This window comes from Pseudomonas sp. GW821-FHT01E05 (assembly GCF_059422425.1).
Genome location: NZ_JBWKWW010000020.1, coordinates 24,804 through 38,182 on the forward strand (window position 1 = coordinate 24,804; position 13,379 = coordinate 38,182).

Annotated in this window: 11 protein-coding genes; all 11 read left to right on the top strand. The window is 49.1% G+C overall.

Features of this window, described 5'->3' with window-relative positions:
• Positions 1-30: 30 nt before the first annotated feature.
• The 11 genes from AC07W5_RS28645 to AC07W5_RS28695 all read left to right on the top strand — a co-directional run bounded on the left by AC07W5_RS28645 (position 31) and on the right by AC07W5_RS28695 (position 13,143).
• Entirely contained in the window at positions 31-2,256 is a 2,226-nt protein-coding gene (locus tag AC07W5_RS28645; protein ID WP_495024786.1) for a polysaccharide biosynthesis tyrosine autokinase, read from the top strand.
• A gap of 271 nt (positions 2,257-2,527) precedes the next feature.
• Positions 2,528-3,814 carry a lipopolysaccharide biosynthesis protein gene (locus AC07W5_RS28650; protein ID WP_495024787.1) on the top strand — a complete coding sequence of 429 codons (1,287 nt, stop codon included), beginning with the start codon at positions 2,528-2,530 and terminating at the stop codon, positions 3,812-3,814.
• Positions 3,815-4,813, top strand: a complete 999-nt coding sequence (gene pseB, locus AC07W5_RS28655) for a UDP-N-acetylglucosamine 4,6-dehydratase (inverting) (protein WP_495024788.1) — start codon at positions 3,815-3,817, stop codon at positions 4,811-4,813.
• A gap of 3 nt (positions 4,814-4,816) precedes the next feature.
• On the top strand, positions 4,817-5,977 hold the full coding sequence (gene pseC, locus AC07W5_RS28660) for a UDP-4-amino-4,6-dideoxy-N-acetyl-beta-L-altrosamine transaminase (protein ID WP_495024789.1): 1,161 nt from the start codon (positions 4,817-4,819) through the stop codon (positions 5,975-5,977).
• Positions 5,974-6,669, top strand: coding sequence for a pseudaminic acid cytidylyltransferase (gene pseF / locus AC07W5_RS28665; RefSeq protein ID WP_495024790.1), 696 nt, complete (start codon positions 5,974-5,976; stop codon positions 6,667-6,669). Before pseC ends, pseF begins: the two co-directional genes overlap by 4 nt.
• Positions 6,670-6,680: 11 nt before the next feature.
• A complete protein-coding gene (pseG, locus tag AC07W5_RS28670) occupies positions 6,681-7,793 on the top strand; it encodes a UDP-2,4-diacetamido-2,4,6-trideoxy-beta-L-altropyranose hydrolase (protein WP_495024791.1) in 1,113 nt (370 codons plus the stop codon).
• A gap of 1 nt (position 7,794) precedes the next feature.
• Positions 7,795-8,316 carry a UDP-4-amino-4,6-dideoxy-N-acetyl-beta-L-altrosamine N-acetyltransferase gene (pseH, locus tag AC07W5_RS28675; protein WP_495024792.1) on the top strand — a complete coding sequence of 174 codons (522 nt, stop codon included), beginning with the start codon at positions 7,795-7,797 and terminating at the stop codon, positions 8,314-8,316.
• Positions 8,317-8,327: 11 nt separating this feature from the next.
• A complete protein-coding gene (pseI, locus tag AC07W5_RS28680) occupies positions 8,328-9,383 on the top strand; it encodes a pseudaminic acid synthase (protein WP_495024793.1) in 1,056 nt (351 codons plus the stop codon).
• Between the two features lie 32 nt (positions 9,384-9,415).
• Entirely contained in the window at positions 9,416-10,765 is a 1,350-nt protein-coding gene (locus AC07W5_RS28685; protein WP_495024794.1) for a hypothetical protein, read from the top strand.
• Positions 10,755-12,044: a hypothetical protein gene (locus tag AC07W5_RS28690; RefSeq protein WP_495024795.1), complete on the top strand. Its 1,290-nt coding sequence runs from the start codon at positions 10,755-10,757 to the stop codon at positions 12,042-12,044. Before AC07W5_RS28685 ends, AC07W5_RS28690 begins: the two co-directional genes overlap by 11 nt.
• Positions 11,983-13,143 carry a glycosyltransferase family 4 protein gene (locus AC07W5_RS28695; RefSeq protein ID WP_495024796.1) on the top strand — a complete coding sequence of 387 codons (1,161 nt, stop codon included), beginning with the start codon at positions 11,983-11,985 and terminating at the stop codon, positions 13,141-13,143. Before AC07W5_RS28690 ends, AC07W5_RS28695 begins: the two co-directional genes overlap by 62 nt.
• The last annotated feature ends 236 nt before the right edge of the window (positions 13,144-13,379 follow it).

A 13,379-nucleotide genomic window follows, 5' to 3' on the forward strand; every position in this document is an offset into this window, starting at 1 on the left:
CTCGAATATCTGTTAAAAAAGAACCCACTTATGCAGCAAGCTCCAACATTAACCTCGCATGACGATAATGATGAAATCGACTTGATGGGTCTACTCGGGACAGTGGTCGATCATAAATGGTTGATTGGCGGGATCACTGTTGCCTTTATGGCCGTTGGAACTGCATATGCGGTATTGGCCACTCCTGTTTATCAAGCGACTGCCTTGATACAGGTGGAGGCAAAAAAAAATGACATGCTCGGTTTCTCTGATATCAACAGCATGCTGGGTAAAGAGTCACCTTCCGCCACAGAAATTGAACTAATCAAGTCGCGCGCAATCATCGGCAAGGTGGTTGATAATTTAACACTCGATCTTACCGTCGAGCCTAACCATTTTCCGGTGATCGGCGACTTTATTGCTCGTCGGTTTAAACCAGACACTGTTAATACGGTCGCGACGCCATGGTTCGGCATGAGCAGCTTTGCCTGGGGTGGTGAAAAGCTGAAAGTATTTCAGCTCGAGCTCCCACAAGAGCTCCTGAGTAAGGAACTGACGCTGGTCAGCGGTGAAAACGGCCACTTCAGGTTGCTGGATGAAGACGACAATGTCCTGGTTCAAAGCCAAGTGGGTCAAGCCTATGACCAGGACGGCATCAAACTGCAGGTCGAAATGTTGCAGGCTAATCCTGGCACCACGTTCAGCGTTGTGCGTGACCCACGCCTGACCAGTATCTTGCAGTACCAAAAGGCGCTTGATGTAACAGAACGTGGTAAAGAGTCCGGCATGATTGGGCTTTCTCTTGATAGCACTGTCCCGGCTGACGCCATTCAAATCCTCAATGAGATCGCCCGGCTCTATGTACGACAAAATGTTGAGCGGACGTCGGCCGAAGCCGCTCAAAGCCTGGAGTTTCTAAAAGATCAACTGCCTCAAGTCCGTCAAGATCTGGAGAAAGCCGAAAACGCCCTGAACAAGTATCAGATTCGTAGCAAATCCATCGATATCAGCCTGGAAGCCAAAGCCATTCTCGATCAGATCGTGGCGCTTGACACCAGCATCTCCGCACTGAAGTTGCAGCAAGCGGAAATGGATCGCAAGTTTACCCCTCAGCATCCTGCCTATCGGGCCTTGCTCAGCCAATTAGCCGAGCTCACAGGCAAGCAGCATGGCTTGGCCAAAAAAGTCGAGGGCCTGCCTTCAACACAGCAAGAACTCCTTAGCCTCACCCGCGATGTAAAAGTCAGCACCGAAATTTATACCCAGCTCCTGAATAAATCCCAGGAACTGGATGTGATGCGTGCCGGCACCGTAGGCAACGTGCGCTTGATCGATACCGCCGATGTGGATATGCGCAAGCCGGTTAAACCGAAGAAGGTCCTGATCGTGCTCATCGCTACCCTACTCGGGACTCTCCTGGCGATTGCATTGGTGCTTTTTCGCAAGGCCCTTAACCGCGGCGTGGAAAATCCGGATCAAATTGAACAGCTGGGTTTGCCGGTGTATGCATCTATTCCTTTCAGCACGCTGCAGAAAGTTGAAGAAAGCAAAATCTCCCATGCCCGGGGCCGCGCCAACAAGGCCGCGCCCATACTGGCCAGCAGTCACCCCACTGACCTGGCCATGGAAGGATTGCGCAGCCTGCGCACCAGTCTGCACTTCGCCATGCTCGAAGCCGGCAATAATCGCCTGATGATCTCCGGCCCGAGCCCCAAGGTCGGTAAAACGTTCATTTCCGCCAACCTCGCCGCCGTCATCGCTCAGACCGGCCAACGGGTATTGCTGGTCGACGTGGATATGCGCAAAGGGTATCTGCATAAGGTATTCGGAATCCCCGCTGAAAACGGGCTTTCTGATTTACTGGTCAAGCGCTGCGACCTCGCAACCGCGATCAATAAAACTGAATTCGAACACCTTGACGTTATCGGCCGCGGACAAATACCGCCCAATCCTTCAGAACTGCTAATGCACTCGAACTTCAGTGCCTTTCTGGAGCAAGTCAGCGCCCAGTACGACATGGTGATTCTGGATACCCCGCCATTGCTGGCGGTGACGGATGCAGCCATTGTCGGTCGCCAGTCGGGCACCAGCTTGATTGTGGCGCGTTTTGCACTTAACCCGGCTCGTGAAATCGAATTGACCATGCGTCGCTTTGCGCAAAATGGCATTGATTTGAAAGGCGCGATTTTCAATGGCGTTGAAAAACGTGCCTCAGCCAAATATGGCTATAGCGATTATGGTTATTACAACTACGAATATAAGTCAGAGAACGTTTAAAGCTACACAACAGCCCTGATGATAGTCGCGTAGACCTACTAACCGTATTCATAGCACCGCACGCTCTGCATCTGCAGCACAAGATGCAGAGTCATCGATAATTCAAACCGCTCTCAGGGACTAGCGTCTAATCCTGGGGCGGTAGCGTGTCCAAACCATAGTTGTTACTGCTACAGATTGATTATCGAAAAGGCCTTATGAGTAGCCTTGCAAACCCCATTAAGCCTGGCCATAGCGCCCCGCTAGTCAACTATAAAAGACACAACAACTCATGCCGAAACAAAGCTTCACACGCGTTATTAATATCGCACTGCGCGGCATAACACTCGCCAGTAAGTTTCTGTTGATATTTTTTCTCGCGAAATTTCTCGAACCGGCGGAACTAGGCCTTTACGGTTTGCTCACCGTCACTATCGGCTATGCACTGTATCTGCTGGGGTTTGACTTCTACACGTTCACCACACGGGAAATCCTTAAACGTGAACGCCACGAATGGGGTGGGCTGCTCAAGGACCAAGGCGCACTTTCGCTGGTACTTTACGTTATTGTCCTACCGCTGCTGAGCTTGATTTTCCTAGAGGGACTCCTGCCTTGGCGTGTCGCGGGCTGGTTCTTTATATTGCTGGTATTAGAGCATTTGACGCAGGAACTGAGTCGCCTGCTGATAGCGATCTCGGAGCAATTGCTTGCTAGCGTGATGTTGTTTCTCCGCTCTGGTATTTGGGCGGTGATCGTTACCTCAGTCATGTTTGTTCAGCCTGATACTCGCAATCTGGATTTTGTGCTTGGCGGCTGGACCCTCGGCAGCCTGGCAGCACTGTTGCTGGGTATTTATCGCTTAACGCATTTAAATGTTTCCGGTTGGCATAAGCAGGTTGATTGGCAGTGGATTGGCAAAGGCCTGAAAATCGCCATTCCCTTGTTGGTAGCCACTCTGGCTATCCGCGGTTTGTTCACAGTGGATCGCTACTGGTTTGCGGACCTGACGAGCCTGGAAACCCTGGGCGCTTATGTGCTGTTTATGGGAATCAGCAGTGCGCTTTTGTCATTTCTCGACGCCGGCGTATTCGCCTTTATCTACCCCGGCCTGATCAGTGCGTATCACAGCAAGGACTCTGTTTCTTTCCGTCTTAAGTTGCGTGCATTACTGTTCCAGACTCTGATGCTTTCAGGTGCGTTTGCGATAATTGCACTATTGATCATTGATCCACTTTTGATCTGGCTCAATAAGCCGTTATACCTTGAACATAAGGGCCTGTTTCCCTGGACCCTGCTAATCACTCTGCTCTATTCGCTGGGCATGGTCCCGCACTATGCACTGTATGCACAGGGGCTCGACCGGCCGATTATTCATAGCCATATAGCCAGCCTGCTGATCTTTCTTCCAACAACCTGGCTCTTTTCCAGACACTGGCCCTTGCAAGCGGTGCCATTGGGCCTGTGTGTCGCGTTCTTGCTGATCCTGTTGTGGAAGTGTTTGGCTTTTATCCGTTTGACCCCGGCGCAGTACCGATCGATTTCATCTACACCTATAACGCTTTTCAAAGGAACTCGTTAAATGCTTACTAACAAAACTATTCTTGTCACTGGCGGCACCGGCTCTTTCGGCAACACGTTCGTGCCCATGACGCTGGCAAAATACAATCCGAAAAAGATCATCATCTTCTCCCGTGACGAGATGAAACAGTGGGACATGGCCAAGAAGTTCGAAGGCGATTCGCGGGTGCGTTTTTTCATCGGCGATGTGCGTGACAAGGACCGCCTGTACCGGGCACTGGACGGTGTCGACTATGTGGTGCACGCCGCCGCAACCAAAATTGTACCGACTGCCGAGTACAACCCGTTTGAATGTGTGAAAACCAACATCAATGGGGCGATGAACCTCATCGACGCGTGCATTGATAAACAGGTCCGTCGCACCGTTGCCCTGTCCACCGATAAAGCCAGCAGCCCAATCAACTTGTACGGCGCGACCAAACTGGCGTCAGACAAAATGTTTGTCGCAGGCAACTCCTATTCGGGCGCTCATGACTCACGTTTCGCCGTGGTCCGGTATGGCAACGTCATGGGGTCACGTGGTTCGGTAATCCCGTTCTTCATGTCGATCAAGAACAAAGGTGTACTGCCAATTACCGACGAGCGCATGACGCGCTTCATGATCTCTCTCGAGGAAGCGGTAAAGCTGGTCTGGCATGCCTTTGAAGACATGGAAGGCGGCGAGATTTATGTGAAGAAAATCCCTTCCATGAAAGTGACAGATCTCGCTCGAGTGGTTGCCCCGGAGGCGGAGCAGCAAGTCGTCGGTATCCGTCCCGGCGAGAAACTGCACGAGCAGATGATCAGCGCCGAAGACGCCTATTACACCTACGAATACCCTCAGCACTTCAAGATTCTGCCGACGATCAATGGCTGGGCCACCTGCGCCAAGCGCATCAAGGACGGTACTCGAGTGCCGGAAGACTTCGTCTACGCCAGCGATAACAACAGCGAGTGGATGAGCGACGCCGATCTGGAAAACTGGATCGACATCAACCGCGAAAAGATCGGGAGCATCTGATACATGATTCCCTACGGCCGCCAAGAAATCACCCAAACCGATATCGATGCGGTCGTGGGTGTACTGCAATCCGATTTCCTGACCCAAGGACCGATGGTTCCTCGCTTCGAGCAAAATGTCGCGCAGCACGTCGGTGCCGGCCATGCCCTGGCCGTGAACAGTGCCACCTCGGCATTGCACATTGCCTGCCTGGCCCTTGGGCTTGGCCCGGGCGATCGGTTGTGGACCACACCGATCACCTTCGTAGCCTCGGCCAACTGTGCGTTGTACTGCGGCGCCGAGGTCGATTTTGTCGATATCGACCCGCGCACCTACAACCTCTGCCCGCAAGCGCTCGCGCTCAAGCTGGCACAGGCCGAACTCGAGGGCACGCTGCCCAAAGTGCTAGTGCCGGTGCATTTGTGTGGCCAGCCATGCGACATGCAGGCCATTCATGCACTGTCCCAGCGCTACGGCTTCAAGATCATCGAAGATGCCTCCCACGCCATTGGTGGCAAGTACCAAGGCGAGTTCATCGGCAACTGCCGCTACAGCGATATCACCGTATTCAGTTTCCATCCCGTGAAGATCATTACCACCGCCGAAGGCGGCATGGCACTGACCAACGATGGCGAACTGGCGAACAAAATGGCCCTGCTGCGCAGCCACGGCATCACTCGTGATCCGGCGCAGATGACTCACGAGGCCGATGGCCCCTGGTACTACCAGCAGATTGATCTGGGCTTCAATTACCGCATGACCGAACTGCAGGCCGCATTGGGGGTTACCCAGATGGAGCGCCTGGATCAGTATGTGGCTCGCCGCCATCAACTGGCCCGCCGCTACGACGATCTACTGGCCAGCCTGCCGGTCAGCACACCCTGGCAGCACCCGGACAGCTACTCCGGCCTGCACCTGTACGTTATCCGCCTGCAGCTGGATCAAATCCAGAAGACTCACCGCCAGGTCTTTGAGTCTCTGCGTGAGCTGGGTATCGGCGTCAATCTTCACTACATCCCGGTGCACACCCAGCCTCACTATGAACGCATGGGCTTCCAGCCTGAAGACTTTCCGCAGGCGCAAATCTACTACCGGGAAGCCATCAGCATCCCGATGTTCCAGACCATGACGGATGAGCAGCAGGATGAGGTCATCACCGCGCTGCGCAAAGCGGTGCTGGAATGAAACTGGCGATCATCCCTGCGCGCGGAGGCAGCAAGCGCATCCCGCGCAAGAACATCAAGCTGTTCTGCGCAAAGCCGATGATCGCCTGGTCTATCGAAGCAGCACTGCAAAGCGGCTGCTTCGATCAGGTGATTGTTTCCACCGATGATCCAGAGATAGCCGAGGTGGCTCGTCACTACGGAGCTACGGTGCCCTTCATGCGCCCCACGGAACTGTCCGACGACCATACCGGCACCATTCCGGTTATTCGACACGCCATTGAATGGTTCAATGCCCACGGTCAACCCGTCGAGCACGCTTGCTGCCTGTATGCCACCGCCCCTTTCGTCAGCCCTGAAGATATCCGCCGCGGTTTTGGCACCCTCAACGATGCCGGCTGCGATTACGCCTTTTCGGTCACCAGCTACGCCTTCCCGATCCAGAGGGCGATTCGCCTGAATGCCGAGGGTCGGGTCGAAATGTTCAGCTCGGAGCATTTCAACACCCGCTCTCAGGATCTTGAGGACGCCTGGCACGACGCCGGGCAGTTCTACTGGGGCCGGGCCGATGCCTGGCTGCAAGGCCGGATGATCTTCAGCCCGGGCTCGATGCCCGTAGTTCTGCCGCGGCACCGCGTACAGGACATCGATACGCCGGAAGACTGGGTGCGGGCCGAATGGTTGTTCAAGGCCATGCAGGCTGAAACGCAGTGAAGATGCAGACAATGAAGGTCGTCTTCCGCGTCGACGCCTCACTGCAAATGGGCACGGGGCACGTCATGCGTTGCCTGACCCTGGCCACTGCGCTCAAGTTGCAAGGCGGTGAATGCCGGTTTATTTGCCGCGAACATCCCGGCAATTTGATCGAACATATCCGCAGCAAAGGCTTCCAGGTCCATGCCTTGCCTCTCACGGACTCGGCTGGGGTGAACTTGATTGCCGTCAATGTGCCGACCGCTGAGCCGCAACTGGCACATGCCGCCTGGCTTGGCTCCACTCAGGAAAACGACGCCTCCGAATGCACCGCCATTCTCGGCGAGTTGATACCTGACTGGCTGATCGTCGATCACTATGCGCTCGATGCTCATTGGGAAACTGCACTGAAGTCGCATTACCGCAAACTGATGGTGATCGACGATCTGGCTGACCGTCCACACCAGTGCGATCTCCTGCTGGATCAGACCTTCGGTCGCAACGCCAAGGACTATGCACCTTGGCTCCCTGACGCTTGCACCCTGCTCTGCGGCTCGCAATATTCCCTGCTACGACCCGAGTTCGCGGCCTTACGCGCCTACAGCCTGGAGCGTCGGAAAAAACCGCAACTCAAACACCTGCTCATCACCATGGGCGGTGTGGACAAGGACAACGCCACCGGGCAAGTTCTGCAAGCGCTCAAATCCACTGAACTACCAGACAACTGCCGGATTACCGTGGTCATGGGGTCCACTGCTCCCTGGCTTGCCGAAGTTCGCCAACTGGCCGAACAGATGCCGTGGTCCACAACCGTCAAGTCAGGCGTCAGCAATATGGCGCAACTGATGGCCGAAAGTGACCTGGCGATCGGTGCTGCTGGAGCTACGTCGTGGGAGCGCTGCTGCCTGGGGTTGCCAACCCTGATGCTAGTGCTGGCAGACAATCAGCGGAAAATTGCTCATAGCCTTGAGCACGCAAATGCGGTTCACCTGCTACAAGGCCCGCATGAAATTCTTGATCGCCTGCCTTATCTACTGAACAGACTTGTTTCATCGCCGACCCAGCGAGCAAGCATGAGCCAGGCAGCCTCACACATTGCGGATGGCCACGGAGTGGCAACTGTCATCCATCATCTGGAGTTCTAAATTGACCGCAAGCGTACCGACACAATCTCGGGTACGGCCGATGACCCGCGAGGATCTCGAACGAGTACTGGACTGGCGCAACCATGAAGAGGTGCGTCGCTATATGTACACGCAGCATGAAATCAGCCTTGTCGAGCACACTCGATGGTTCGAACGGGCCTCCCTGGATACCAGCCGCCATTTGCTGGTGTTCGAAAGCGATGCTGTACCACTGGGCTTCATCAACATCCATCAAACCGCCCCCGGCGGCGTGGCGGAATGGGGCTTTTACACCGCCCCCGATGCTCCGCAGGGTACAGGCCGTCAACTGGGGCACGCCGCCCTGCGATATGCCTTCAGTCACGCAGGGCTGCACAAGATCTGTGGCCAGGCAATTGCGTATAACGAGCGCTCCATCAAGTTTCACCTGAACCAGGGCTTCCAACAGGAAGGCATCCTGCGCGAACAGCACTTCGACGGCCAGCGCTATCACGATGTCGTGTGTTTCGGCCTTCTCGCCTCTGACAAACAAGCGAATACTTAAGAGATCAGACCATGTCAAACATTCCCAGCATAAGCATTGCAGGACGTCGTATCGCAGCAGATACACCGCCTTACATCATCGCCGAGCTTTCCGCCAACCATAACGGCAGATTAGAAACCGCGCTGAAGATCATCGAAGAGGCAAAAAAGGCAGGCGCCGACGCGATCAAGCTGCAGACCTACACCGCAGATACCATCACCCTTGACTGCGACTCGGAAGACTTTCAGATCCATGGTGGGCTCTGGGACGGCAAAACGCTTTATCAGCTCTATCAAGAAGCCCATATGCCATGGGATTGGCACGCGACGTTATTCGAACATGCTCGCAAGCTTGGCATTACGATCTTCAGCTCGCCGTTCGACAACACCGCTGTTGATCTGCTGGAGAGTCTTAATGCTCCAGCCTACAAGATCGCTTCATTCGAGGCCGTTGACCTGCCGCTGATCAAGTATGTCGCCAGCACCGGTAAGCCAATGATCATTTCGACGGGTATGGCCGATGCAGAAGAAATCCAGGAGGCCATTGATGCCGCCCGTGAAGGCGGCTGCAAGGAGTTAGCCATTCTGCACTGTGTCAGCGGTTACCCGGCCCCCGCTGCCGACTACAATCTGCGCACCGTCCCCGACATGATGCAGCGCTTCGGTCTTGTCACTGGGCTATCCGACCACACCCTGGACAACACCACCTCCATCGCCAGTGTAGTGCTCGGTGCCTCAATCATCGAAAAACACTTCACCCTCAACCGTAACGGCGGCGGTCCTGATGATAGCTTCTCATTGGAGCCGGCAGAGTTGGCAGCACTATGTTGCGATAGCAAGACCGCATGGGCAGCATTGGGCAATGTTGATTATGGGCAAAAATCCAGTGAGCAAGGCAATGTGAAGTTCCGGCGGTCCCTATACTTTGTAAAGGATCTTAAAGCAGGGGAATTGATTACAAAAGACTCTGTGCGCAGCGTCAGACCCGGATTTGGATTACACCCCAAACACCTTGAGCAGCTTATAAACAAAAAAACAAAAAAAGATATAAAAGCAAACACTGCAACAGCTCAAATAGATATTGTTTAATTCTCAAGAAAATTCCTTCTCAAGGAAGACAAATGACAAATAGAATTTGTTTCATTGCCAACTATTCAAAAACCATATTTTTTGAAGCTCTAGCCAGCCAACTGACAAAGCAAGGAAAAGAGATTTTTTGGATCACTATCAGCAAAACACTAAATAACTCCCTGAGTCAAAAATGGGGGAAAGAGAACGTCCTCTACATCAATAATGCACAGCCATACCAGCTACCGATATCAGACTTCAGATTAAACGAAATAATACAAAGCGATCGAGCACTTAGGACCCAGCAAACGCCAGGAAAAAAATATCTGGAAAGCATTCAGCTTCCAATCTTTGACTTTATAAGAAACAACACAATAAGCTTCATTTTCGGGGAATTAACCTGGGGCCACGAAATACTCACCCACAGAATAACCAAGAGACACACAGAACTAAATTGTAAATTCCTGAACCCTCACACAGTACGCATACCAAAATCATATTTCGGCTTTTTTCTAGATGAACAACAATCTGAACTAGCAGAAAATAGCACAACTGACATCACCTCCAATCTAAACCTAACCCCTGAAAAGCCTGACTACCTAAAATTAAACGACAACCTTATAAAAAAACACTTCTCCTTTTCTTCAAGAGCAAAGAGAGCTATAAATTTTCTATCTAGAGCTAATTACGACAAAAATGACCCAACTGTAATTCATGACAAAATAAAAAATTTATTAATCAAAACCAAAATCGAAATAAATAGAGAAACCTACAGATTCATCGAAAAATTCAAATACGATGACATTAAAGAGAAAAAATACATCTTATACCTCTTACACAAACAACCCGAAGCATCAATCGACGTAATTGGTAGATATTACGACGATCAATACATCAACATCTTAAATATATGGAGATCTTTACCACAAGGAATTTCAATACTAATAAAAGAACATAGCAATGCTATAGGAGATAGAAGCCTGCTTTTCTATCGAATGCTAAATCGCCTTTCTGACACTTACATCATAGATGAAAAAGAAGAAACCTATAATCTTATATCACGTGCCGAAGGAGTAGTCACCGTATCAGGAACAGCCGCTTATGAGTCAGCCTTAATGGGAGTTAGATCCTATACTTTTGCGCCGACCTTCTTCAATAAGCTAGAGCCCTGCACAAAAATATGCCTAGACACAATAAAAAACACAAGTATATTTTCCCCTGCAAAAGATGATCAGAAAAAAAACATCGCCGACTTTTCCAAATGGCTTAACCAGCGAATTTTCAAAGGAATCATCAGCGATCCAATCTCAAATCCAAATTGTGTTTCAGAAGAGAACTTATTATTAGTTTCAAACGCAATTATAGAAATAACAAAAAAGCCAGAACTCAAAAATGTTCAATAATCACCGCATTGGAAAAACACGCTCCCTAGACGTGCTAGCCTGTGGAATAATAATATTTTCTCCATTTTCCAATTTAAGTTTACAAGGTAGTGGATTGGGAATATTAGGAGCGTCGGCCAGTTTTCCATTCGCTTTTATGTCACTATTTTTCATAATAGCACCGACATTTCAAAAACAAAGAATAAATAAAAACGCCCTCCTATTTTTAACGTACTCTTTTCTTATAACCTTAGCATATTCAGCATTCATCAAAGCAGAGGTGAACACCGAGAACTCATACATAAAGGGAACAAAGCTATCAATACTTTATCTTCTAGCCTTATCAGGCTCATTTATCAATATAAAAAATGAATCCTTAGCAAACAAATCTTGCTGGATAGCTTTGATAATATGTGCAATTTCCCTATTCCAACCTTTATCAGAAATAGATGTACTGAACTACGCAGGAAACAATGAAGGCCGCCCTCGCGGGCTCACAATGGAGTCAAGCCATTACGCATTAATCGTAGGCTCCATTACTACAATAATTTTCCACTTGGAAAAATCAAGCTTTTTCAAAGCAGCTGCTGTACTTCTCGGACTAACTTTAACTATATATTCGGAGTCGAAGGCAGGCGCTTTGCTTTACTGCCTCTCTTTCTTCATCTATTACACCCAAGGTGCTTTTGATAAAAAATCAAAATCCAGACATGTAATATTTTTCCTCTTAACCCTATCTTTAATTACACTCGTCGCCATACCATTCTTTATAGAACGAATGCAAAACGATATTGATCGATACACATCAACTGCAACACGCGTAGTGGGCTTTGTCGGCGCAATAAAAATCGCGTTAGAAAATCCACTAGGTGTTGGTTTTTCAGGGTATGTAGAGTACTACCTTAATGCAATCCCAAAAACCATAACTCTTGTAAAATCATATGCCCCATATCTAGACTTTACTGAAGTAACTGACTACACCAGACAACAAAACACACAATCTCTCGGAACAAAGTCTTTTTTTGCCGACTCATTAATAATATTCGGGATACCTTTCTTATTAATTTACTTCTACTCCTTTTCATTCCTCTACAAAAAAGTCAAGCGGCTAGGCCGTCCGACTTTGATCCCAGGAATTGTTTTTGTATATCTTAGCCTAATGTTTTGGACATCCGGAATTGGCTTTTATATAACATTTCTGGTCCTCTCTTTTATACCTCAAAAAAATACCATACCAAATGAAAATACTAGTCGTTTCTCCAGACCTACCATACCCACCAAATCATGGCGGTCGAGTTGACATATGGAATCGTATCCGCCTTTTATCAGAACTCAATTATGAAGTCGACTTAGTAGTCACCTCAAATGAATCCTTCTTAAGCACCGAGGACGAAACTGAATTTCGGCGCCACGTTAAAAATATTTTCTTTTTCCCAAGAAAAAAAAACCTATTACACTTCTTCCTAGGAACTCCATACCAAGTATCAAGCAGACTGCTGCTTAAGAATTTCCATAGCCCTAAAGAGTATGATTATATCATTCTGGAGTCTGAGGCCAGTTCACCTATATTAGATTCGCCATCCATAAAAAATGCAAAAATCTTACTGCGAGTTCACAACAATGAATCCCAGTACTTTAAATCCCTATTTAAAAGCACAAAAAACATACCAAAGAAAATTTATTATTTTTACGAATCGATAGCATATAAAAATCACTCTAGAAAAACAAAGTCACGCGCAGATGCAATCCTACACATTTCAAGTGATGAGTTATTAACCGAACTCAAAATAAACAGAAAAAAATCTTTCTTTTTGCCTCCCTACATCAATCTGTCAGAGCTAAAAAAAACAAACAGCTCCGACCAGGACAAAGTTTTATTTATAGGGAACCTTTTTACAGCAAATAATACAAATGGGCTGCAATGGTACATTGATTCGGTACATCCTAAATTAGTAGCCGCGAATGAAAAATATGAATTAGTGATAGCGGGAAATACGAGAGGAAAAAAACCATCACTTAAAAATTTAAATCAAGCCAATATAAAAATCATCGACTCACCCAAAAATCTAGATGAGCTATACGAAAGCGCTTCCATTTTTATTATTCCCTTACTAGATGGTGCCGGAGTAAAACTACGCGCTGTAAATGCTATTTCGGAAGGCATTGCAATTGTGTCAACTTCTACAGGTATTGAGGGGTTGGGACTAAAAAACGGTGAGCACTACCTCTTAGGCGACTCAAGCGAAATGTTCTACCGAGCAGTTAACGAACTGCTTACATCGAAAGCAAAGCGTACCAAAATAGCTGAAAACGCTCAACGTCACATGATTGAAAATCTCGACAGCAGAAAAACACTTTCCAATATTCTGCAGTTGCTGCAAAAAAATAAATCCCTCTAGTAACGCCAACCCCCTATGACACTTTATTTAAAGCCCCATAAAGACTTGGCATAAGAGATTAAAGCAATGCAACAGCTCCACCGAAACTCATAAAAAACCGAGACTATGTACAACAAAAAAATGGCGAATCAGTCTAAAAACAACGCCTAACATACTGAGTGAGCAAGGGTAACTACCGCGACCTAAACACCAGCCACCTTACATAATCAACTGAATGCCTGGTTTACTTTAGAAAA